Consider the following 22,784-nt stretch of genomic DNA (forward strand, 5'->3'; position numbering starts at 1 on the left):
TTCCCAAAGTAACTTTGCAATCGATGGCCCTGGCAGGCCTCGCGCGGGTCAATCGATCCACGTCGCGCGCCATCTGTCGCGCTCGGCATAAGAGAGCACGCGCTGCCGATCCCGGCCGAGCATGTACGCGACGATGGGAGCCGTTCGGATCACGCGCCGTGTCGGTCTACAAGTACGGCAGCGTGGAATTGGCCGATCACCATCTCGTGTGAAGATGAAGTCCCGGCGCACTGCGACAAACTGATTTGGCTCAATCGATAGCCTCGTCGCCACCGCACTCCTCCTTGTACTTTCTGACCAGAATCCTCGATCTGGCCGGACCATCTGGATGCACAAACATCAGGATGGTGATCAGGGTCCGCATCTCCTGGATCAACTTGTCCGACTGGTACTGCAGAAGCAGATCGGCGTCTCCGCTGGAACGTGACCGCTCACATGATAGTTGATCTAGGGTTGGGCTTCTTTGATCTGCGTCAACCGTCTTAGCCATCTCTGCTGACAGGCAGCGCGAGTTATTGCTACGGCTGCGGCGCGGAACTCTGAGAAATTACAGCGGTGCGTTCAGTAGGGCAAAAAATCAGAAGTGTTAGTCGTCACTGCGCCACATGCCTGAAGACCTCCGTTCCGCTGGAATGGGCGCACATATCGATTCCCTATTGTGGTTCTCCGTCCCGCCTCGCGGGACCGGAGGGAGGAGTGTCCAGGAGCAATACTGTTTCGCCCGCGTGTAGGCCATGCAGGAAGAAGGCTCTCCGAACGGCACGCTGGTACTCGTGATCAAGTTCCAATTGGTGGCCACCTCGAACCAATAGGAGCCTGCTCCTAGAATAGGCTGACGCGATAGCGTTGCCTATTGCAGGAGAGAATACGACATCGTCCTTTCCTGCGATAACCAAAACCTCCCCCTGATAACGGCTCCGATCCAACTGCAGATTCGGTAAGGACACAGGCTCCTGCAGAAAGTTTTTCAGGACTTCCGCAGACCACACGTAGAGCGGGAGGTCATAACCATATGAGGACATACTCTGTAGGTCCCTTCCAAGTAGCTCGTACATTCGCACTTTCACGGCATCAGCGGCAGGCAGGCTTAGCAGGGTGCGGGTGAGTGCCCACCGCAGGCTCATGTGCAGGTCGTGCAAAGTATACGGCAAGAAGTTGTGGGTTAGCTCTTCATGGACAATCTTACGAAGCGTTGCTAAGCCTGACTGTCCTTGTCGCGCGAGCTGAAAGACCATATAAGCTAAGTTTGCTCGCCTGCCATTCTCAAGCTTTGCAATCTCCGACAAGGAGGCTGCGGCTTGCGAGTCGATCTCAGCTAAGTTGCGGGCGTAGGTCCATCCGTGCTGACGGGCCAAGTCCGGCGCTCCCGTGGTGGCCAGCAATGTCCGGGTCACGTGTTCTCCATATCGCTGCAGGTACTGCTGCGCAAGTAGGCCTGCGCCTGAGGCTCCGAAAATCATAATGCGTCCGTCTGACGGAAGCAGTTTCGCGGAAACCATGTCCTTCCTTACGCGTTCGATATCCTCGATGCGCTGCCAGGAGCCATAAAGGTTCATTGCGCGGCGCAGATCCAGCTTGCCATCTGGATAGACCTCAGGAAAAAGCGTGGGACAATGGCCGCGATGGCCGATCAGCACATATGACACGCCAGGAAGCTGCTCATCAAAGAAAGAAAAATCCATCTCCGGGCCTACCAATTCCATTTGCCCGTCCGTCAGAAAAAAAACCACAGGATCTTTGGGATTGAAGTTAGTGCTGAGCACGTAGAACGCGCGAAAGCGTCCGCTGCTTTCATCTGTATAATCCATCGGAAGATTGAGGTATCGATGGTTTGCATCGGGCGGCATCTCTGGGTAGTACGCATCCAACGCAAGCCGCGCCTCCGGCGGTTCGTGTGTCCCATGCCATCGCCTGCAGCCCCATATTCCACTTGCCGCGCCCGCAACCGAAAGTACAACAACCAATAACGACCGAATCTTTTTACGCGGACTTTTCATCATGGAAATCGCCTGGTACGGCTGCGTGACGACAGGATCGAAATACTAGTCGATTCACCCTATCGCCGCTACGCTGGCGCGCGCCAAGGCCGGTCACTCATGTCGGGCGTCAAAGTAGCGAAGACATCCGAGAGGTGAGCACCCCGGTCCGCTTCGTTGACTGCGCCAAGGTGAACTGTCGGTTCGCCGGCCGTGCCAACCGTCGGACTCGCTCGCTTCGGCATCTATGGATCTATGGCTACAGCCTGCGGCCAATACATCACACGACTTGCGGAATGCTGATGCATTCCAGCCTCGACCTGGGCGGTGTCGGAGTCTACCACTGTTAGTCGGCCGCGGTGAAGCTCTGAGCACGGAAAAAATTCAAAGGCACGGCGCAGTCCAGAGGAAGATCAAACCCGCCCCGCATTCCGACCGAGAAGAAGGAAAGCGTTCGCTGGCTCGACAAACCGACAATCTCAGGCAATCGATCGAGCGGCTCGGGCAGCCGGAGCGTTGCATTCATATCTCGGTGGCCGCGAAAGCGACAACGAATCGTATAGCCTGACGCAAGAGCCTCGTGCTCAATTCCTTCCGCGCCTACGTCGATCGCGTGAGGCGATGGCGATCATACGATTGTATTCGCTCGGAACGACAACTGATGGAGCAGCTGGATTACAACTGCTGTATCGGTGGTTTGTAGGGCTGGCGCCGAACGATCCGGTGTGGGACCCGACGACGTCTACGAAGAACCGCTCCCGACAGCCGGCTTTATCGGAAGGCTGCCGGGCGGGAGGCGAAGCTCTGCTACATGGGGCATGTCACCATGGAGAACCGGAATGGCCTGGCCGTGGCCGGTCGGGTCACGCACGCCACGGGAACGGCCGAGCGGCGCGCGTCGGAAGACATGCTCAAAGCCAAGGTGTGCTTCGGCATAAAATAAGGGCTCTGTCCCACTTTTGATGCAGTTCGGGGGATGTCTGGCGCTTTGATTGGAGGAGAATCAGCGCCATGCAGCAGGCACTCCACCGCTCCAGTTTGGTCACGCGTGGGTTTATTGTAGAGAGTGCTTACTACAGGCTGATAAGGCGATTGTTGTGGTTCGGGCTTCCGGGGGCGTCGTCCTGTGCCCGTCGTGGAACGGTTTCGCGACGTGTCCATAGCCGCTATCGACGCCGCGTGACCGATCTGCCGCTGTCTGGGCGCGTCGTAGAGCTCCTGGTGATCGTCCGCCACTTCCGCTGCGACGCTGTCCTGTGCGGACGTCAGATCTTCACTGAGCGTTTCGCCGACGGGATAGCTCCATCGGCGCGACGCGCGGCAAGGCTGGACTCTATCGTCCATCACCTTGGTCTGGGGCTTGGCGGTCGACCGGCAGCGGGTTTCGCAAAACGGCTGATGCTACCAGTGAGCAAGGATCCGCTTCTGCGCGTTGTCCGACGCCGCAGCCGTTTGTCGGCCGATTCTCTCAAGGTCATCGGGATCGATGACTGGGCTTGGCGGCGCAATCACCGATACGCCAGCATTATCTGCAACCTGGAAATGCGCCGGGTAGTCACCTTGCTGCCGGACCGTGAGCCCGAGCGCACAAGCCTGGCTGGCTGCTCATCCAATGATATCGGTCATCGCCCGCGATCGTGGCGGCGGATATGGCAAAGCGGCAGCAAGGTGGCCCATGGCGGCACGTCAGTGGCTGGCTCAGGCGCGCGGCCTGCAACGCGCCAGCGACCGCAGCCAATCTTGCCAAGACGCTCGGCAAGACGGCGAAGGGCGGCAAGCCTCGTGCCACACACCGGCGATCCCGTCGGCCCTATAAAACTAGAGTTCGCATGCCGTCCAAGCTGAACCCGCATATTGCTACGATCGGGGGTGGCTCGCTGCGCAGTCGCAGCTGACGTCACTCGCCATTGTCGGCCGACTGAGCGAGAAATACCCTGAGGAGTTCGGGACGAGACATTCGATCGTCCAGCGTCTGCTGAGGGCGCTTAGACTCAGGGCTGCCGAACACTGGTCGCTCAGGAGGCGTTTGGCGCAGCCACGACCGCTGCCCCATTGCCCGGGGTTGTGGACGGCTCGGGCTATGTAGGGCCCGATCCGCCCACAGCCCCTCTCGTCGAGCAAGCTCGGAGAGCCACGTGGCGCTGCCCGTCAATCGACATTGGATCATCATAGGCAATGACGCCATCAGGGTAACATCCGCAGATGAGGCAATACGGGGGGTCCCATTCCAGTGCCGATTGACACTTATACTCGTATCCAGAACACGGCGAGGCCCCCGGGCGCCGGCGCAAAACGGCCCCAAGGCTCGACCTGGCCTTTTGCGATGCGAAGAGAGCCCCTGAGATCGGAACGCACGCGCATCTCGACGCGAGACGCGATCTGTTTTGCAGGCTGCGCGATGAGGAGAACCTCCGCTTGACTCGGCTATCGCCGCCGTAACCTGAAACAGGGCGATAATGATAGTTGCATGTAGGAGACTGATCAACTCGTGATTCTGGTAGGGCGTTTTTCAGCAACGCGCGTTGAGACTTGGAAAGAGCAGTTCGACGAACATAACTTCGAGGCGGCTGGAGCGATATTAGATCGCGAAAGCTATGTACCTTTGATTCTGAGCGCCTCGTCTTCATCGATGAGGGCGAGCTTCGGTTAGCATAGGCCCGCCGCGTGCCGCGGGTGACCGATCGTCGCGTGTCCAATGCATTTTCTGGGTCGCCGGCATGTGGATCGCGCTTCGGACGCTTGCCGCCCGCTCGCTGAACCAAATGGAACGGGACGTCTGAAGGGGTCTCTGCGATCGAGAGGAGATGATCCTCCCGAGCTGACATTAGACCACATTCGCCTTCATTCGATCTCCGTACGCTGTGGGTGCGCCGCCCGCGGCTAGCCCAGGGGCGGCCCGCCCTGCACGGCGGCCTGCGCAACATCTGAGGCTAGATACGCGCCACTTAGTGCGATAATGCCGATACATTGCGTCTTGCTGACGGGATCAAGCGGAATGGCATAGAGCGCAGCAACCTATGCGCCGTACCCTGGCGCGTAGCCCAGGCCGAAGATGGGCCATGAAGAGACATCACGATAGTCAACGCCCAAACTCATCGGGAGGCCAAAAGGCAATGCCGCCCCGATGCCATCGGGCCGAAGTCAAGCCCATGTGGCGGTTCAGAAGCCACAATAGGTGCGCGCCGACCGGCATTTCCCAACTTCTTGTCATCTTTGCATCTACGTTCCTTGATTGCAGAGCGAGTTACTTCGCACTATTGTTGTCCTGGTGTCTTTTCGAAAATGGAATGCTGGCCTCGGGTAAAGAGCGATGAGTTCTAATCGTGTTGCATTGCTTCTGAGCCGCACTGCCGATGCAGGGTTCGCCGTCAACCGCGAGGGTATGATCCGCGCCTGGAATCGCAGCGCTGAACAGTTGTTCGGCTACAGCGCCGCCCAAGCGATGAACATGCCATGCGTCGACCTGATTTCATTTCACACCGGCACCCACGCGGACACCTGCTGCAAGCAATGTGGTGTGATTGGCCAATGCCTAGCGGGCACGACCGTACCCAACTATGACGTCAGGGCGAAGACAGCGGCCGGAACACCCATTTGGATCAATGTCTCAATTCTCGCGTATCAGGACGAGGTCAACAACGAGCTGCTCGTGGTGCATTTCGCGCGCGACATCACGCGGCAGAAGGACGCGGAGAACTTAAACCAGCAGCTCATCGATCTGGTACGGCAGATTGTGCAACTACCTCAGGCCGAGCAACGGCGGCCGCCGATCGTTCCGCTCACCGACCAGGAACACCGGATCCTGCGCGACATTAGCGACGGCAAGCACCCGCGGACGGTCGCGCGCGAGCGACAGATTACGCTAGGCACGCTGCGCAACCATCTTCACCGTGTCAACCAGAAGCTCGGCACCTGCAATCGTCTGGAAGCGGTGATCGAGGCCAAGCGGCGCGGCGTTATTTGATCGCGTTGGGCGAACCTACGGTCAAGGCCTCGTTTCGCGACGTGACGGCACCAGCGCGCGCATCAACTCCATCGACCAGATCGGCCATTCTTCGGCGCTTTCGTCACGTCCGGCGATTACCGCAGCTGAATTGTAGCAGAGCAGCAAGAGCCGCGGATCGGACATGCAGTCGATCAGCAGGTCGCGGCCAAATCTTCGTTCGACCATCGCCGCCATGCGCCAGCCGACCGTGTACCATGGGCCTTGCCGGCCGAGGAATTCCATGGCTATGCGTTCGGATTGCGCCGGAGCGAGCCGTTCGTTGACCACATCGAGCAGGAAGCTCTCGATTGCCTTCAGCTCATGACCGAAATCGTTCATGGCGCGGTCCCACAATGCGCGTTCGGCCGCGCCGTCGAGATGACGCGGATGCACGTCAGATCCGCCGGCCGCCGCCAACATAGCGTAACCCTCGCGGAAGTCGCGCATGAACCCGACGGCGCGACGGACCGGCGGCCGCAGATCCTGCCGCTGGTTGCTTTCGCATTCGAACGGGTAGAGTCCGATGTGATGCAGCTCGTGCACGATCAAGGCTTCAACCTGCGGCATGCGCAGGGTGGGATCGAGATACAGGAAAACCATCGCGTCGTCGCTCGCCCCATGCACGAAACTGTTCGGCGCTGGCTTGATGACGGGGAATAGTCTTGCGCGAATGCGCGCGTGAGCCGGCAAATAGTCTAATGTGCTTACGCCGATCGCGGACAGCGGCAGCCGACACCAGGCCGCCAGCGTATGCTTCAATGCCACCCGTTGCCGCTGTGTATCCGAAGACAAGAGAAAGCTCTTGAAATCGGTGTCGGTGAACGGCCGATTGATCGAGACCTCACGTTCTTTCAACCGGATATAGGGTTCGGCCGCATACAAGTCTTGCCAATCATCGTTATCGACGGGCGTTGCTTGCGCAATCTTATCCAAGATGTTCAGCACCGCTGCGACCTGCGCGTTATCAAATTGCAAAGACACCCGGTCGTCGCGGGGAATATTGCAGTCTCGTTCGGCGTCGTGAACATGTGTCCGCTGAGCCTCGTTGCACATAGCGCGTCAGCCATGCAGGCGATAGAAGGCAAGAGTCTTTGCCAATCCTTGTTTGAGTGGACAAATCACAGAATGTTCCGGGGCATGCGAGCGCGGGCATGAGCCAAGGCACACCGGCAACAATTCACAATTGCGGCAGACACTCCCATAGGGGTCGAAATCCGAATAGGGCGCATTCGATATGCTCGTCTCCCGCATGGTGCGCGCGATGTCGTCGGGATAAATGCAGCTGAACACGGATTCGTCGGTACCAATTACCGGCACGCATTTGCCGATGCGTCCAGTGGGATCTATGGTGAAGTTGTTTCGTAACGGTGCCGAGCATGGAAATTTGCGCGGCCCGGGCTCGCCATAGACGCGGTAGCCCTGCTCGACCAGGAAGCGACGGAACTCCGCCTCCGTATCGGAGAATTCGACATCCGATAAGCAATCGTGCGGAATACAGTCGACAATACCATCGCGGTTGTTGAGAAAGCCGAGCCGGAAATCGATACGCGGGTCGACACACCCCTTCCGTTTGAACATCCTGACCACGTCGTAGCCGGCGGCGGGGTTCTCACGATCGACGTTAATCCTGATCGTCACGCTGCCCGTCGCATCCACCAGCGCGTGCATGTGGTTGACCAAGACGTCGTGGTACGCCTGGGCTCGTTCACGGCTGACACCCTTCCGCCGTGCGTAGGTATCGACGTCACCGTCCAGCGGAATCTGGATCGCCTTGACCGCCAGCTTGGGCAAGTTTGCGATGATCTCAGGCGTGAGCAGAACGCCGTTCGTCAATATTTCCGCGTAATAGTTGACGCCGCGCTCAGCACAGACGCGCTGGAACGCCTCAGTCATCGCGACAATACGTTTGTAACGCAGCAACGGCTCGCCCCCGAACCACTGCACCACCAGCGTCTTGCAGCCCTCCAACTTGCGCCGCGCGAACTCGATAATGCCGCGCTCGATGTCCAGCCGCATGGTCTTGCAGGGTGCAAAGTCCTGTTGGAAGCAGTAGCTGCAGTGCAAATTGCAGGCCATGGTCGGCGCAATTGTGAACCGCAAGGTCTCGGTGCTTGCCTTCGTTGCCTGGAAAACCGCCCGTTGCACCGCCAGTTCGTCATGGTCGGCCGGTACCACGAAGCCGAGCGCATAAAGGCAACGCAGTAGCGCCTCGTCCTTGCACGACCCGGATTGAGCCACTTCATCGAGCGCATCGTTGAAAACACGCGCCTGCGCCTCGCTCATCTCCAGCGAGTGGGCAACGATACTGTTGAAAGCAAGGTGCCTGCCCTCGTGCCGCAACTTTACGTTGAAGGCGGACGGCTTAAGCTGGACGGCGGCGGTCATTCCGGCCTCCTTCAGCTCAAACGCAGTCCGGAGCGATAGTTACTCGGGCAGAGCGGCGGTGGATGGAACACAGTTCCGTACGAGAAATAGGCGTCGCGGTAACAGCGGCCCTTTTCCCACATGCAGGTTTCGAATTCTGGACATGATTCACATGCCGTGCCAGCGAACTGCATTTGCTCAGGATAGATGAAGCGCTTCAGGTGCGCGCCGTGCCAGATCTCTTCGATCGACTGATAGCTGGCATCGCCGACGAAGAACGGGTCCGCCATTTTCATCTGTTCGCACAAGAAGGCCTTCCCACTCGGCGAGATACCCAGCGCCGACCACCCGCCGCCGCAACCGATGCGACCGTCCCAAATGGCGCGCGCCGCATTCGCGTCGAGTTCGCTCTGGTCCGGCGGCGCCTGCGTGAGATTCTCGACGATATCGGCGTCATCGTAACGGCTACGGATGCGATCAAACTGATCGCGCAGTGAAGCAATCGCAACCTCATCGACAAAGAGATGGTCCGTGTGCCGGTGAAACGACCGCCCATAGCGGACGAAGTGGAAGACCCGCGCCCCGCGCTCGTAGAACCGGTGGACAATCTTCTCCGGCTGGTCGTGGTTGAGGCCGGTGATCACCGCCTTAATCTTAGGCATGATGCCGAAGGAAAGGAAGTTCTCGATCGTCTCTTGATTGCGGGCGACGTTCGATCTCTTGATGCACAGCACGCGTCGCGACACGTCGTCGTCGACGGCATCGATGCTTAACTGCACCTGACGCTGGATTACGCCGCGCACCTTCTTCGTGAAGCCGGCGTCGATCAGGCGCTTGATGTAGTCTTTACTGACATAGGCCTTGGTCGACAGCAGAAAGTGCATCTCGTTCTCGAGCAGGCATTCGAGAAGATCGATGCCGTCGCGGCGGGCGAAAGTGTCGCCATTGTCCGGTGACGCCAGCCAGATGCCCAGGCTGCGCATCTCGCGAATGATCTGGCGCCAGCGCGAAATCGGCATTTCCGTCATCTTGCAGCGATCCGCGTAGCAGTAAACGCAGTCGGTCAGACAGCGATGTGTGAAGACGGTATAGACATTGATCGGCGTATCGAGCCGCAGCGACGTCTTCGGATCGTTCTTACGAGCTGCAAAATGAGCTGGATCGATGATGAACTCGCGCGGATCGAAAGACTGCGCATCGGCAATCGGCTCATCAGAAATGTCGAACAATCCATCCTTGCCGAGCCCGGTCTGCGAGGGCGACATACGGACAAGCGTGTCGGCGGAGCGCAACACGTCAAGCAACGGCTTATCGGTTCTCGGGAGCAGGCTCTTAAATAGGACGCTAAGCTCGGAGATCGATCGTTGTCCGTCGAGCAAGGACAGCGCAAAGCCTTCGATTGGCGCCAAGTAATAGATTTGAGTGTTGATGTAATCGAGCGAATAAACGATCGGCCGGGCACCGTCGACCTTGAGAATGAATTCGCATCTGACGGCGGGATATTGTGAACCTGATGTATTGAGCATATGCATGTCGATCACCGGCGGCTTGGAATCAGTGGTTAGCTGGAAAGCGGACGCTTTGACCTACAGCCAACGATTCGATTCATGCCCGAAGCGTGGAGACCGTCGGCTTGCTACAGTCTGTCCCTTCCTTCGCGATGTCGAAGTTGACGGTGCGCAAGCCGACAGCCCCAGCCACTCGCACTACCAGCAGATAATGCACGGGCAGACCGTGCACTGCGAGCAGCCCTTCAAGGTCGGAGCGACCGGCCGACCGACCACTAGTTCCACGTCGAGATTTTTCGCCCTGATCAGCTCTTGCATTTCTTCAATCAGTTTTTCGCGTTCCGCCTCGGACGCTCTGCCCCTGTCAATTCTCGTTGCCATTGTGAGATCTCCATTGCCAAAGTTTCCACTTGGCGACGCTATCATCGGGGCCCTAAACGGGTAAACTGAACAAGCGTCATTCGGGAGTGATGAATGTAACAGAGGGGATGGAGTGCCACATGTGAAGCAAAAGCAACGCCATTCAATGCTGTGTTTTTGATCCGCAACAATTGCCCGCGCACGGAGATATTTCAGCTTCTTTTCGCAGAAACGTTATGGCGTGGAGACCGTGGTTCCGTCATTGCGCGGCGAAGCAGCTTGGCTATCGCTCTGGCACCCAGACATTCAGAACGAAGTTATTCGCCGCGAACCGATCACCCTTATTTCTCAGGGCGATCCTAGGTCGCTCTCTATATCGGTCTGCGAACAGCTTCTCTTACGATACGCATCCAAGCAGGCGGCGGCCGAGATTTCCGACGACCACGTGGACGCTCGCGAGCTGCGGATGTTTGCCGGCCAGCAGCTCGCCCCCGGCAGTTCGGCAGTTCGAAAGCCGAAGGCAATCCTGCGCCGCGTCAGAGGAGATGTGCGGCCGCATCAATCGGGTCAAAGAGCCGCACTCTCACGAATAGGAGGGGTTAGACTCGCAGGATTACGGAGGCGTCATAGGCGAACTCGCCATCTAGCGAGCCGCCCACGCCCGCCTGCGCTTCGTTTGCCACTCGGCGAGAAGTCGGTCGACGCGTTGCCGGGTGGTTTCGTTGAGCGAAACGACCACAACCAATGCCGCACGCCGTTCGCGACTGATAGCGGTCATTGAACGCGCACCACCTCCGAAGATAGCTATTCCCTTTTTCCGGTAGGGCGCAGAAAAACCTGATCCTCATAACCTGGCGGCTCAATGATGCCCGTGTAAGTCACGCCCTTAAGAGTGAGGTTTGTCTCCGGTTGAGACGCGCTTGGCAGCACGCGGTGCAAGCACATTCCCTCCTTGTCATCCGGCGCCCACTGCGCACCGTGCTGCCAGTCCAGAGGAAGATATACGGATATATTCGGCACTGACCCGTCTCGTTGGGATCATCAGCCAAGCCCGGCGACGCATCGGCTTGAACATCCAACAGCCGCCGGGAGGTCTTCGGGAACCGCGTCCAACCTCGGCGACGGGGCAGCCTGGCCCCGGGCTGCTGAAAAAGAACAGCCGATGGTTCTCGACGCCAGCCTTCGCGCCGTCCTCCTCGGTCATCTGGTTCAGCGCGCACCACGCGCGCCGCGTCGGTGAGCGCCTTGGCTCCCCGCTCGTCACCTCGGTGCCTGCTGGGGCCTTGCGCGTGTGATGCACTAGATGGATGGCACAGCTGGCCTGCTCGGCGATCCGAGCGCCCAGCATGGCACGCGATCCATCGCGAGGCATGCCAGCGCGTGCCACCCTCGACCAAGCACTCGCTGTATCCGGTCTTGACCACATGGCCGTCGCGCACCGGCCAAGGCTTCTCAGCGACAATGGTTCGAGTTACGGTGGCGGACGATCTGGCCACGTGGCTCGATCAGAATGGCATGCTGCATGTGCGCGGCGCTCCGTACCCATCCCCAGACCCAGGGAAAGATCGAGCGCTGGCATCAGACGCTGAAGAACCGCATACCGCTCGACAATTACTGTCTGCCCGATGATCTCGAACGCCGGGTACGGGCCTTCGTCGAATACTACAATCACGTCCGTTATCATGAGAGCATCGACAACCTCACACCAGCCGATGTCTGCTTCGGCAGGGCCGAGGCGATCCTCGCAGAACGAAAATGCATCAAGCGCGACACCATCGAAAACCGCCGCTTGCAGCATCAACTGCAGGCTGCTTAAACTCTAACCCGGATGAGCTAGAGCCTCTCTTCTCAGAACGCCTGATCAGTCCTAAATCATCTGACGACGGACAGGTGAAGTCCTGAAGCGCGTCTGCGGCAACGCGCATCTGATCGTGGAGCCCGGTTTCGCCTGTCATCACGATCTCCTTTTCATTTGGAATGTGCTCGAAGAGGTATATTCAAGCTGGCGCTGTCTTTGGGACCACCTCTAGGCCGGAAGGGGGTGGCGGGTGATATGGATTGCAGTTCGAGGCCACGGAGACGACCCCGAGCTATTCAACCGCCGGTGTGACTAGATCTCCGTGTGCCATCTCGTGGCGCCATCTCGTGGTCGTTAATGAACGCTTGATATTGCGCGAGGTCGGCGGCCTTCAGGCGTTGCAACGCACGCTCGGCGTCGTGACGTAAGTCAATGCTGTGACGTTGCTTGACCTCTTCCGCGCCTTTTATCATCTCTTCGAGACAATTCATTGCGTGTCCGGCGCTCGCGTCAGTCTTTCCCTTCAATTGTTTAAAGGCAGCGAAAAGGGCCTTGAGCTGTTGGCCTGGGCTATATTTTGCTGATTCCGGTCGATGTCGCCCAGGATTCCGAGATGATCTCGCCCACCATTCCGATTTGAAGTCGCCCACCCGTTCCGAGATGATGTCGCCCACCATTCCGGGATGATGTCGCCCGGGTGACGAGGCCTCTTCTGGCTCCCATAGGGTCAACCCTTTCGGCTTTGCGAAGGGGGACCCTGGATGCCGACGGAGAGGCTTGCGATGCGCCGTGTGCGCGATGTGATCAGGATGAAGGCGGCCGGGCTGCCGAGCCGCGAGATTGCGCGACGGGTGGGCGCGGCGCCCTCGACGGTGCGGCTGGCGATCCGGCGGTTCGAGGCCGCGGGTCTGAGCTGGCCGTTGCCGGACGACGTCACCGACACGGTTCTGGAACTCCGCCTGTTCGCGAAGACCGGCAATGGCAACCGTCAGGGTCACCGCCGCGTCACGGAGCCCGACTGGGCGGCCGTGCACCGCGAGCTCAAACGCAAGCACGTGACGCTGTCGATCCTGTGGGAGGAGTATATCGCCGCCGAGCCCGGCGGATACCGGTACTCGCGCTTCTGTGAGCTCTACCGCGCCTGGGAGGGGCGTCTGTCGGTGACGATGCGCCAGGCGCACGCGGCCGGCGACAAGCTGTTCGTCGATTACGCCGGCGATGGCGTGCCAGTGGTGGTCGACCGTCTGACCGGGGAGCGCAGGAAGGCGCAGATCTTCGTCGCCGTGCTCGGCGCATCGAGCTTCACCTACGCTCAGGCGACGTGGACGCAGGGGCTCGCCGACTGGATCAGCGCCCATGTTGGCGCCTTCGCGGCGATCGGCGGCATCCCGGCGCTGCTGGTGCCGGACAACACCAAGGTCGCGGTCATCAAGGCGTGTCTCTACGACCCGCAGATCAACCGCACCTATGCGGAGATGGCAGCGCATTACGGCACCGCCATCTTGCCGGCGCGGCCGCGCAAGCCGCGCGACAAGGGCTCAGACTCATACTGCACCTCGTCAGTTACGTGAGGATGAAGTTGCGGGATCGACCTGGTAATCGCGTTTGTGGATGAACTTTCCCGGCAGGCCCTCGGGCGGAATCTCGTAGAGGAAGTCGCCGCGATCGTTGATTGGATGTGCGCGTAGCAGGCCGCGTCGGCGCCACATGTGGACGGTCGAGACCACAACGTTGTAGCGAGCCGCGACGTCCTGCGGGGTCAGCAGTCCCTGCGCGAGCAGACGCTCACGTCGATCGGTAAGGTGGTAGGTGTGGCGAAGCCGCCCAATGCGCGTAGCTGTCCAAGGGGTGCTCACGACGGTCCGCACGCCACGCTCGTTGAGCAGGCCGGCGATCTCCTTGTCCGTGTAGGTATCGATGAGGCGGTCGATCTCCTCGATCACGGCGGCATCTGTCGTGCGCAACTCGACACACGACTTCGGCAGCGGTAGATCCAAGGAGCGCGTCGCGCCGCCGACGAAGCGGATATCGACATGGAGCGTATCGCCCTTGCTGAGCGTTATGTCCTCGATCAGCAGGCGCAGCATGCGCTTTTTGTCTTTCATCTGAGTGCGCGGATTGCGCCAGAGGCGGGGGAAGTCGGTGGCGAGGGCCATCAGCTCCGTACGCTCGGCATCGGTCACGACGCCTACATCGACCGTCGAGGCTTTGTCGTAAGCGTCCTGTGCCGCGGCGAGCGCGCGCAGCTTCGTGTTCCAGTCGGCTTCCAGGGCGTCAGCCACCAGACGGTTGTCGGGATCGACCTTGAGGAAGCGACGCTGCGCAAGTTCTGCATCATACTTCGCTCGCTCCACGTGCTGACGGCGCAATCGATCTGCTTCGTCCTGACGGTTGGCAAGCTCCTGCTGCACGCCGAGAGCGACTTCGATCGCCAGTGGCGTCATCGCCTCGATCAGGATGTCGCCGATCGCAGCATCGAGCGCGCTGCCATGCACGGTCTGACACAGGCCGATCTCGCCTCGGAACATTGGGCGGCGGCCACACCAGTAGGTCGGCACTTGTTGGTTGTGGTGATGGTGATAACGCACCGACATGCGCTCGCCGCAGCTCCCGCAGATCACAAGACCCTGCAGCAAGGCCGTTCCCTCGCGCGGCGGGCCCCGATGCCGCTCGGTACTCCAGGCCAACCCATTACCCTTCACACGGTCCAGGTTCGATCGGTAGTCCTCCCAGCTGATATAGCCAGGATGGACGTCGCGGAGCAGGATCCACTCTTCGCTTGGAACCTGCCGCGAGGTGTACTTGCCGCTCGGCAGACGACGATGTTTGGTCCGACCGAACACGAAGGCGCCGGCATAGCGCGGATTATGGATGATCTGCCGTGCGCGACAGTGCAGGAGCTCAGCCCACACGAGTTCGCCCTTGTGCGCGCCACTTCTCAAACGACGCGGGAACAGCAGTTTCTTCGCATGGAAGTCCTTGACCACTGCCAAACACGAGCCCGTGCGCCTGAACGTGTCGAAGAACAGCCGCACGGCGGCCTGCACCTGGATGTCCGGATCAAGGATAACACGCTCGTGTGCATCATGCACAAAGCCGACCGGGACCATCTGCTTGAGCTCGCCGCGGCGGGCGCGACTGAGAATCCCGCCGCGAAGTCGCGCCTTGAGCACATGAAGTTCGGCTTCACTCATGGTTCCCTTTAAACCCAGGAGGAGGCGGTCATTGAAGTGCGCCGGATCATACAACCCGTCTTCGTCCAGAATCAGTGTGTCAGCGAGTGCACACAGCTCGAGCAATCGATGCCAGTCGGTGTTGTTGCGCGCAAGGCGCGATACCTCAAGTCCAAGTACGATCCCGACACGGCCCAGGCCAACCTCACTGACCAGACGCTGGAAGCCCTCGCGGTCGGTCGCGCTGGCACCGGATTGCCCGAGATCGCAATCGATGACCACGATCCGATCAAGCGGCCAACCGAGCGCGACGGCACGATCGCGCAGCGCATACTGGCGCTGCGTACTCTCGGTGTTCTCGAAGACCTGGCGCAACGTCGACTGTCGCACATACAAGTATGCCATGCGCGACAAATGCGTGGCAGTGATCTTCTGTGAGGCCTCACTGTTCATCGGCATGATCGATATCCCTCCCTCGGTATGGGGTGTTCGACACAACGCGTCGAGAGAACCAGATTGGTCAAAAGCGCGGTCAGATCGCGGTGAGGCACACTGCCGAGCCACGCCGGCGCAGAGTCGTACGCGCCGGGAGGTTCGGCCGCAGGCACCTCCGCGGGGGGTGTGGTGTGTCGCACGCCCGACGCCCGGATAACGCCCTCCAGCGCCTTGAGCCAGCCGGGCATCCCTTCGTACAGCAGCAAGGCAAGACCCACGCCGCGGGGCTGGCCTGCTGCGCTCGTCCCGCCGGGACTGGCCTCCGCAGCGACGACCTGTGAACGAAGCAGCTCGTAATGGGCTACGTACTGCGCAGGATCGAGCGCAGCCACTTCGGCTATCGTGGGCGTTTTTTTTCCTGCCGCTTCAGATAGGGGAGCAGACGTCGCAGGATGCTGCGCGGGTGGGCATGAATGCCGCAACGTTCGGCCAAGAGCTCGGCCAACTCTGCACCGCCTGGCATGTGTTCCGCCTCGCGCACCGCCTGCGCCAGCACGGCAAGGGCCTCCTCGGTAAGCTTGTGCGGGCGCTTCGGCCCGCGCTTGCGCGGTAACAGGCCCGGCAGACCTTCGCGATTGAACAGCTCCCAGGTCACGTAATAGACCGGCCGGGACAGTCCAAAGGCCTCTGCCGCATCCACCACGGCGCGCCCCTCCTTCGCGACGCTGCGGAGCATCTCGTACTTGACCTGGACCAGATCGTTCGGATCGAAGAACGCACTGCCGCGGAAGAGCGGATCGCTCACGGCCTGAGGGCGGGGGTGGGTGGCGCCGTGTGCCTGCAAGGCCTGCCGGCGCCGCACCCGTTGACGTGAATCTGCTGCCATCCGGCCTCCTTGAAGCGCGAATCGCCCATGTGTCTTGATAATTAGATACAGCATATGGGCGACGATCAAGAGGAGAAGATCGCGCAATCAGATAATATCCTCTTACATCGGCGATAAATCGCTGAAATCCGTTTATCGACCCACACGTCGCCACCGACGCGCGAACATATTTTCCAAGACAGCATGCATATAATTTGCCTAACATGACGGCGCCTCCCCTTGCTGCCGCCACTCATCGATGAGCTTGCGCAGCTCACGCAGTTGATCGGTTCGGAAGAAGGCGCGACCAGCACCAACCGTGACTACGAGGTCGGGCTCGATAACGTCAGTCCATTCGACCGGAAGTGTGCGCAGCCTCCCTTCGGGGCCTGCGTACAACACGCGGTCTCCGCCCCAGTTGTTGCGCACGGCAAGCAGATCGAACGTCTGTCCTCGTAGCGGATGGAATGGATGCGTGACCGTAAAAACTTGCGCGCCATGCTCATCACCATATGCAATGCGCGCTAGACTCCAAGGCCAAGGTCGAACAGGCCGTCCTCGTTGTCGAGCGCTGGTTGCTTGGGCGCCTGCGTCATCGCACCTTCTACAACCTCGCCGAGGTCAACACGGCGATCGGCGAACTGCTCACGAGGCTCAACGAAGAGCGGACGATCCGGCGGCTCGGCATAACGCGCCGCCGGCTGCTCGAAGAGGTCGACCGGCCGGCACTCAAGCCGTTGCCGGCATCCCCCTACGTGCTCGCCGAGTGGCGTATCCGCCGTGTCAGTCTCGATTACCACGTCGAGGTGGAGAAGCATTACTATAGCGTTCCCCATCGCTTCGCCCGCGCCGAGGTCGAGGTGCGGTTCACTGCCCGCACCGTGGAGATCTTCCACAAGGGCGAGCGGATCGCCGCGCATCAGCGCATGAGCGGCAATCACAAGCACACCACCGTGCCGGAGCACATGGCTTCCAGCCATCGGCGCTACGCCGGCTGGACCATCGCACGCATCCGCCAGGATGCCACCGCGATCGGGCCGGCGACCCGCGCGTTGTGCGACCTCATTCTCGACGAGCGCTCGCACCCCGAGCAAGGCTTCCGCGCCTGTCTCGGCATTCTCAGGCTTGCCGCCTCCTACGGGCGCGAGCGCCTCGACGCTGCGGCTGCGCGGGCGATCGACATCGGCGCGCGCACCTATGGCTCGGTCAAGTCGATCCTCGCCAACAATCTCGATCGGCGTCCTGCTCACCAGCGCTCCGCGGACGATGCGCCGATCCTGCATGCCAACATCCGTGGACCGCGCTACTACAATTAGGAGACCCTCCCTTGCTCACTCATCCGACCTTCGACCGCCTCAACGCCCTCGGCCTGCACGGCATGGCCAAGGCCTTCGCCGACATCGAAGCCACCGGCGAGGCCGCAAGCCTCGGTCACGCCGAATGGCTTGCGCTGCTGCTCGAACGTGAAGCCTCGCTGCGTCACGACAAGCGGCTCGCCACTCGTCTGCGTTACGCCAAGCTGCGCCACAGGCGTGCGTCGAGGACGTCGACTACCGCACCCCGCGCGGGCTCGACCGTCCGCTGTTCGCCAGCCTCGTTGAGGGTCGCTGGATCGACGACCGCGTCAATCTCCTGATCTGCGGCCCGGCCGGCGTCGGCAAGAGCTGGCTCGCCTCGGCGCTCGGCCACAAGGCCTGTCGCGACAATCGCTCCGTGCTCTACCAACGCGTCCCGCGTCTGTTCGACGAGCTGGCGCTCGCACGCGGCGACGGCCGCCATCCGCGCCTGTTGCGCGCTCTTGGCCGCGTCGATCTGTTGATCCTTGACTTATGTGGAGCGCACAGTGATGTGGAGTTGAGGGTCGACAATCGGCGCCGGTCCGGTTTTTGACAGCCGCCAACTCCACATAATTTACCTGTAGGTCATAGCCTCTTCAGCCAATCAACGATGTTGATCGCCGCAGAGGAGACGTGCCCGGCACGAGGCGGTGCGAGGATCTCAGGGAACACCTGCATTAGCGCCTGGCGTTTTAGATCGATGTCCGCCCTTGCATAGGTCATGGTAGTGTTCAGCGACGAATGCCCGAGCCATTGGCTGATGGTCGCGAAGTCGACTCCCGCCTTCAGGAGAAAGATGGCGGTCGTATGCCGCAAGGAATGGGGATGGATCCGCTTCTCCTGCAGCGTGCGGGTTGCACTGGCTCCGGCCGTGATGTGCTTCTTGAGCAGGTAACGAACGCCAAAGCGGGTCAACTTGTTGCCCTGGCGGTTCACGAACAGCGGAGAGTCGCCGCCTTCTGACTGAGCAGCACTGTTCGAGAGGTCCTGCAGAAGCCGTGCGGTTTGCGGCCAAATTGGACACAATCGCATTTTGCCGCCTTTGCCGCGCAGCCGGACTTGATGAGGAGGATCAGTGCGGATGTCGCACAGGCGCAGATCGAGTATCTCCTGAACACGGGCACCCGTATTGAGCATCAGTGCGAACAGGGCATAGTCGCGCTTACCCCGTTCCGTGGAGCGATCGATCGATTTGAGCAACGCTTCGACTTCCTGCGGCTCAAGGTATTCGATCGGCTTGCTACGCGCGCCGCGTTTGAACGGTACGCCTAGCACGCGCTGCAGCTCGGCTAGATGGGCGGGCTGTTCGGTTGCAAGAAAGCGAGCAAATGTATGCAGTGCCGCCAGCCGCGCATTGCGGGTGGCGACGCCATTGTGACGCTCGGCTTCCAGAAAGGCCAGGAAGTCCTGGACCTGCCTGGCGGTGAAATCGACGAGGTCGAGATCCTCGATAGCCTTGGCTGTTTGCGACGAAGTAAAACGCAAGAACAGCACGATGGCATCCCGGTAGTTGCGTATGGTGTGTCGGCTGGTACCCCGGAGCGTCGGCAGATACTCGCGGAAGAACCGCTCGATGCCCTTGCCGAGTTCGTTAGGTCTTTGGGATCTCATGCGGCACCTCCGGTGATGAGATGGCCGAAGTGCGTCTCGAGCCGATCGCTGGCTGCAGCAGCGAGTTGCGGAATCCAGCGCAGGTAATAGGCAGTCGAAACAATTGAGACGTGCCCCATGTACATCGCAAGCTTTGGCAGATTGGATTGGACATCCGCACCTTGCTGGTACCATCGCAACAGCGACCCGACCGCGAAGCTGTGACGAAAATCGTGCACCCGCGGGGCTCGTCCGTCGGTGCCGCAAACGTTGGCTGCTCGGAATAGCGCTTGGATTCCTTGGCGCAGGCCGGTACCCGTGTAGCCGCGCACCCGCCCCTTGCTGTTGCACAGCAAGGGTGAACCCGCTGAACGGCTCAGCGGTGGCCGAAGCCGCTTCCTGAGGTACGACCTCAGCTCCCGAGCGGCGTCTGGCGACAACGGGACGATCCGCGACTTGTGGAACTTCGATGCCCGAATCTGCAAAATGCCGTGGCGGGAATCGACGTCGGCCAATGTGAGGTGCAGGAGTTCGCCCCGACGGAGCCCTGCCGTGTAGAGCAGGACCACGGCAAGTCGCATCACGGCTGGCCGAAGCGGCGAGGTCGACGTCGGGGCCAAACGATCGGCCGCGGCCAACATCCTGGCGACCTCGGCCGCCCCAAAGATGACCGGCGGTGCATACGGCCTGCGATGTGGGAGACGGTTGATATCCGGAACGAAGCAGGTTGGCTCGGTACGCCGTCGATAGAGGCAAAAGTTGCGCACGATGCGCTGGCGATTACGTCGCGTGTTTGCAGAGAGATGACCTTGCGCCGCGCACCATGCATCGAAGAGTGCTTGATCGAGGTCGGGACGGCTGGTCTTCTCAAGAAACCGACGCAGACCGTCGATTATGCGCTCCTCATTGACGTAGGCGCGGCCGAGTGAACGTTGCCTCCGCAAATATCGGTCGGCCAACTGGTCGAACGCGCTGCATTGTAATGTCGCGCTCATCTGGCGTCCTCCTCGAGGCCAATGGTCGCCGTCGGCAGAGCAAGCGCGACCTCTCGCAAGGCTCCGGTCTCCAGCCGGAGATAGACGCAGGTGCTCTCCAGGGTATGGTGACCCAGCAGATCACCGATCACCTTTACGCCGACCCCGCGATCGAGCAGACGCATCGCAAATGAATGGCGCAGGCAGTAGGAGGACGTACCTTGGAGCGGCAGCCCGCTCTGACCCGCGCGCTTCTGGTAGAGATCGCCGATGGCGTAGTGCGTGAGGGGACCGACCGGGGTGCTGGCGCGGAGGAACAGTTCAGGGTGCTTCCCGCCAGGCCGGCCGCGGCGCAGATAGTGTCTGAGAATCCGCAGCGTTTGGTCGGCTACGGGAAGGATCAGATCCGATCTGGTTTTGCACTGCTTGACGTGGAGCGTCTTGTTCTCCCAATCGATGGAGCCAAGCGTCAACGTGATGATCTCTGAGGGACGCAGGCCGTAGTGCGCCATCAAATGGAGGATCGCATAGTCTCGCCAGCCAAGCCGGCTTGATCGATCGATGGAACGCAGCAGCCGCTGGACGAGCGGCCATGCCAGGGCTCGAGGCGGCAGTTCACCTCGGTAGGCGCGCGGCGCGTCAATTACGTCGAGCCGCTCTTGGACCTCGCCCTGGTCGAAGCAAAACCGAAGAAAAGCACGAAGGCGAGCGACAACGTGCTGTAGTGTCTGTCGTTTGATCCGCCGGGCTGCGGTGATTACGAACCGCTCCACTGCGGCGGCTGATAACGCCTGCAGCGGGGCGTCAGCTGGCAAAGCGTGCGCGAGCAAGCTCTTCGCCGTTGCGATGTGCTGTTCCAGCGTCGCGCTGGAAAGGCCACGCACCTCCGATAGATGCCGTTTGTAGCGATCAAGAAGCGATGAGAACGGGTCTGGCGCCGGTTCCCTGACGAGCAGTCTTCTCACGGTGAGAAAGCGTACAACGGCGCATCGAGTGCCTTGCAATGACGTAGAAGAAAATGCTTGCGAGAAAAACCTCTCTGAAACGCCGGTATCGCAATCAAGCCGCGCCGCGCCCATCCGATCGAGGGCTTCCTTTAGCCCTCGTACGTGGCGGCAGGCTGTGGGTCGGGCGTATCCAGCCGAGATGAGCCAAGCGGCGAAATCTTCCAACAAAGCGCCATTGGGCGATCCCGTGTAGCACGCGTGAACCTTCCGAAATAAGTGTTCGAGCATGGTTGCCCCCGTTGGATGGTTGGGAGAACCACGCTACCGTCGTCAGTTATGTTGAGTAGGAACGGTCGAAGCGGCTGTTAATAGCGGGGAGATCGATACGGCTCCACATCACTGTGCGCTCCACATAAGTCGAGTCACGTTGAGCTCAACGTGACTCGACGACTGGGGCCTCGCCCCGCTCGATGCAGGCGCCCGCCACGATCTCCTGGAGATCCTGGAGGATCGCTACGGCCGACGTTCCACCCTCGTCACCAGCCAGCTCCCCGTGGATGCATGGCACGTGCTAATTGGAGACCCCACCTACGCTGACGCCGTGCTCGATCGCCTCGTCCACAACGCCCACCGGCTCGACCTCACCGGCGAGAGCCTGCGCCGAACACCGTCATCCGCCCGAAAGACCTGAGCCCGTGGCGCTGTGGACATGCCGCTACGCTTGGACAACGCAAACGCGTTGCCCACATGCCCACAGCAAACGCAGACAAAGAAAACAGGTTCAGGTTGCGATTCCAGATTGACCATCCGGCTTGACCGATGCCAGAGAACCAACCGGCCAGAACGCCTCGCCACCGGGCGAGATCAAATCGGAGAGGTGGGCGACATCGTCTCGGAATCGGCGGGCGACTTCATATCGGTACGCCCGGGCGACTTCGTCGGAATCCGCATATATTTCTCTAAACTCTTCTTTTCGATCTCCGAAACTTTGACGACGTTCGTTTCAATTTCCTGATTCACACCCCCGCTTAGTGGCACAAAGAATGGAAACGAATACCACGAGAACCAATTCGGGTCTGACATCGACATCCTCTCGATCACCGTGACGATGGCGTTCGTTCTCATTGGCGGGCGCATTGCGCGGAGTCCGCTGATGGCCGCAGCGGTCTGATGCCTCGACTGAGCAAGAAGCGCGCGTGAGAGACCTTGGTGGAAGAACATGTGGTTTACAGTGGAAAAGGAAGGAAAACATGTGCTTTACGACCGAAGCTCGCTCTCCAAAACGTCGGACTCGAAACACGAAAGCATCAAACACGGCAGCGTGCGGCGGGAGTGAAGTGCGAATGGCTCGCGCGGTGCGAAAAAACACTCATCGCTTTGGTGCTTTTGAAGTCTATGCCTGTCTGGCACACGGGTTTCTGAGGGATGTTTGGCTTGGCCGTCTATTCTTCACGTCCCCTCAGACAGCCGAG

General features: G+C 60.3%; 14 protein-coding genes and 7 pseudogenes. 8 read left to right on the forward strand and 13 right to left on the reverse strand.

Annotation, left to right across the window (positions count from 1 at the left end):
* Window positions 1–653: 653 nt before the first annotated feature.
* The gene (locus tag QJT82_RS31545) at window positions 654–2,000 is read right to left on the reverse strand and encodes a hypothetical protein (RefSeq protein WP_244980955.1); all 1,347 of its coding nucleotides are present in this window, start codon (window positions 1,998–2,000) and stop codon (window positions 654–656) included.
* Window positions 2,001–2,322: 322 nt separating this feature from the next.
* Complete coding sequence (locus QJT82_RS31550; RefSeq protein WP_016843092.1) at window positions 2,323–2,502, reverse strand: hypothetical protein; 180 nt, start codon at window positions 2,500–2,502, stop codon at window positions 2,323–2,325.
* 114 nt (window positions 2,503–2,616) lie between these two features.
* Between QJT82_RS31550 and QJT82_RS31555 the strand changes: the two are divergent.
* The 3 genes and pseudogenes from QJT82_RS31555 to QJT82_RS31565 all read left to right on the forward strand — a co-directional run.
* Window positions 2,617–2,889, forward strand: a pseudogene (locus tag QJT82_RS31555) (transposase); the annotation flags it as partial.
* Window positions 2,890–3,116: 227 nt separating this feature from the next.
* Window positions 3,117–3,645, forward strand: a pseudogene (locus tag QJT82_RS31560) (transposase); the annotation flags it as partial.
* Between the two features lie 1,641 nt (window positions 3,646–5,286).
* Window positions 5,287–5,940, forward strand: a complete 654-nt coding sequence (locus tag QJT82_RS31565) for a PAS domain S-box protein (protein ID WP_244620937.1) — start codon at window positions 5,287–5,289, stop codon at window positions 5,938–5,940.
* Window positions 5,941–5,961: 21 nt separating this feature from the next.
* On the opposite strand, the gene QJT82_RS31570 is transcribed toward QJT82_RS31565, so the two are convergent.
* From QJT82_RS31570 to QJT82_RS31580, 3 genes are read right to left on the reverse strand one after another with little or no spacing between them, the layout of a single operon-like run.
* On the reverse strand, window positions 5,962–7,014 hold the full coding sequence (locus QJT82_RS31570) for a DUF5700 domain-containing putative Zn-dependent protease (RefSeq protein WP_129964744.1): 1,053 nt from the start codon (window positions 7,012–7,014) through the stop codon (window positions 5,962–5,964).
* A 6-nt stretch (window positions 7,015–7,020) separates the two neighbouring features.
* Complete coding sequence (locus QJT82_RS31575; RefSeq protein ID WP_028342873.1) at window positions 7,021–8,346, reverse strand: radical SAM protein; 1,326 nt, start codon at window positions 8,344–8,346, stop codon at window positions 7,021–7,023.
* 11 nt (window positions 8,347–8,357) lie between these two features.
* On the reverse strand, window positions 8,358–9,857 hold the full coding sequence (locus QJT82_RS31580; protein WP_244980954.1) for a radical SAM protein: 1,500 nt from the start codon (window positions 9,855–9,857) through the stop codon (window positions 8,358–8,360).
* Between the two features lie 1,718 nt (window positions 9,858–11,575).
* Here QJT82_RS31580 and QJT82_RS31585 point away from each other — a divergent pair.
* Window positions 11,576–12,009, forward strand: a pseudogene (locus tag QJT82_RS31585) (integrase core domain-containing protein); the annotation flags it as partial.
* 278 nt (window positions 12,010–12,287) lie between these two features.
* Here QJT82_RS31585 and QJT82_RS31590 read toward each other — a convergent pair.
* Window positions 12,288–12,668 (reverse strand): hypothetical protein, encoded by a 381-nt coding sequence (locus QJT82_RS31590; RefSeq protein ID WP_244980953.1) that lies wholly within the window; start codon window positions 12,666–12,668, stop codon window positions 12,288–12,290.
* Between the two features lie 105 nt (window positions 12,669–12,773).
* Between QJT82_RS31590 and istA the strand changes: the two are divergent.
* Window positions 12,774–13,526 (forward strand): annotated as a pseudogene (gene istA / locus QJT82_RS31595) (IS21 family transposase); the annotation flags it as partial.
* A 24-nt stretch (window positions 13,527–13,550) separates the two neighbouring features.
* On the opposite strand, the gene QJT82_RS31600 reads toward istA, so the two are convergent.
* The 3 genes from QJT82_RS31600 to QJT82_RS31610 form a co-directional block, all read right to left on the reverse strand.
* A complete protein-coding gene (locus tag QJT82_RS31600; RefSeq protein WP_197971352.1) occupies window positions 13,551–15,623 on the reverse strand; it encodes a recombinase family protein in 2,073 nt (690 codons plus the stop codon).
* A gap of 373 nt (window positions 15,624–15,996) precedes the next feature.
* On the reverse strand, window positions 15,997–16,572 hold the full coding sequence (locus QJT82_RS31605) for a helix-turn-helix domain-containing protein (protein WP_240537329.1): 576 nt from the start codon (window positions 16,570–16,572) through the stop codon (window positions 15,997–15,999).
* Window positions 16,573–16,683: 111 nt separating this feature from the next.
* The gene (locus QJT82_RS31610; protein ID WP_240537328.1) at window positions 16,684–16,893 is read right to left on the reverse strand and encodes a DUF5372 family protein; all 210 of its coding nucleotides are present in this window, start codon (window positions 16,891–16,893) and stop codon (window positions 16,684–16,686) included.
* Between the two features lie 104 nt (window positions 16,894–16,997).
* On the opposite strand from QJT82_RS31610, the pseudogene QJT82_RS31615 reads away from it, so the two are divergent.
* Window positions 16,998–17,780, forward strand: a pseudogene (locus QJT82_RS31615) (IS21 family transposase); the annotation flags it as partial.
* Window positions 17,781–17,791: 11 nt separating this feature from the next.
* A pseudogene (locus tag QJT82_RS31620) lies at window positions 17,792–18,291 on the forward strand (ATP-binding protein); the annotation flags it as partial.
* A 95-nt stretch (window positions 18,292–18,386) separates the two neighbouring features.
* Here QJT82_RS31620 and QJT82_RS31625 read toward each other — a convergent pair.
* The 3 genes from QJT82_RS31625 to QJT82_RS31635 are packed head-to-tail and all read right to left on the reverse strand — an operon-like array spanning window position 18,387 to window position 21,600.
* The gene (locus QJT82_RS31625; protein ID WP_028342881.1) at window positions 18,387–19,412 is read right to left on the reverse strand and encodes a tyrosine-type recombinase/integrase; all 1,026 of its coding nucleotides are present in this window, start codon (window positions 19,410–19,412) and stop codon (window positions 18,387–18,389) included.
* Window positions 19,409–20,386, reverse strand: a complete 978-nt coding sequence (locus QJT82_RS31630; RefSeq protein ID WP_028342882.1) for a tyrosine-type recombinase/integrase — start codon at window positions 20,384–20,386, stop codon at window positions 19,409–19,411. Before QJT82_RS31630 ends, QJT82_RS31625 begins: the two co-directional genes overlap by 4 nt.
* A complete protein-coding gene (locus QJT82_RS31635) occupies window positions 20,383–21,600 on the reverse strand; it encodes a tyrosine-type recombinase/integrase (protein ID WP_035632400.1) in 1,218 nt (405 codons plus the stop codon). Before QJT82_RS31635 ends, QJT82_RS31630 begins: the two co-directional genes overlap by 4 nt.
* A 154-nt stretch (window positions 21,601–21,754) precedes the next feature.
* Between QJT82_RS31635 and QJT82_RS31640 the strand changes: the two are divergent.
* Window positions 21,755–22,003: pseudogene (locus QJT82_RS31640) on the forward strand (ATP-binding protein); the annotation flags it as partial.
* 173 nt (window positions 22,004–22,176) lie between these two features.
* Here QJT82_RS31640 and QJT82_RS31645 read toward each other — a convergent pair.
* Complete coding sequence (locus tag QJT82_RS31645; RefSeq protein WP_244980952.1) at window positions 22,177–22,533, reverse strand: hypothetical protein; 357 nt, start codon at window positions 22,531–22,533, stop codon at window positions 22,177–22,179.
* Window positions 22,534–22,784: the final 251 nt, after the last annotated feature.

This window comes from Bradyrhizobium sp. Mp19, from assembly GCF_029952935.1.
Classification (GTDB): Bacteria; Pseudomonadota; Alphaproteobacteria; order Rhizobiales; family Xanthobacteraceae; genus Bradyrhizobium; species Bradyrhizobium elkanii.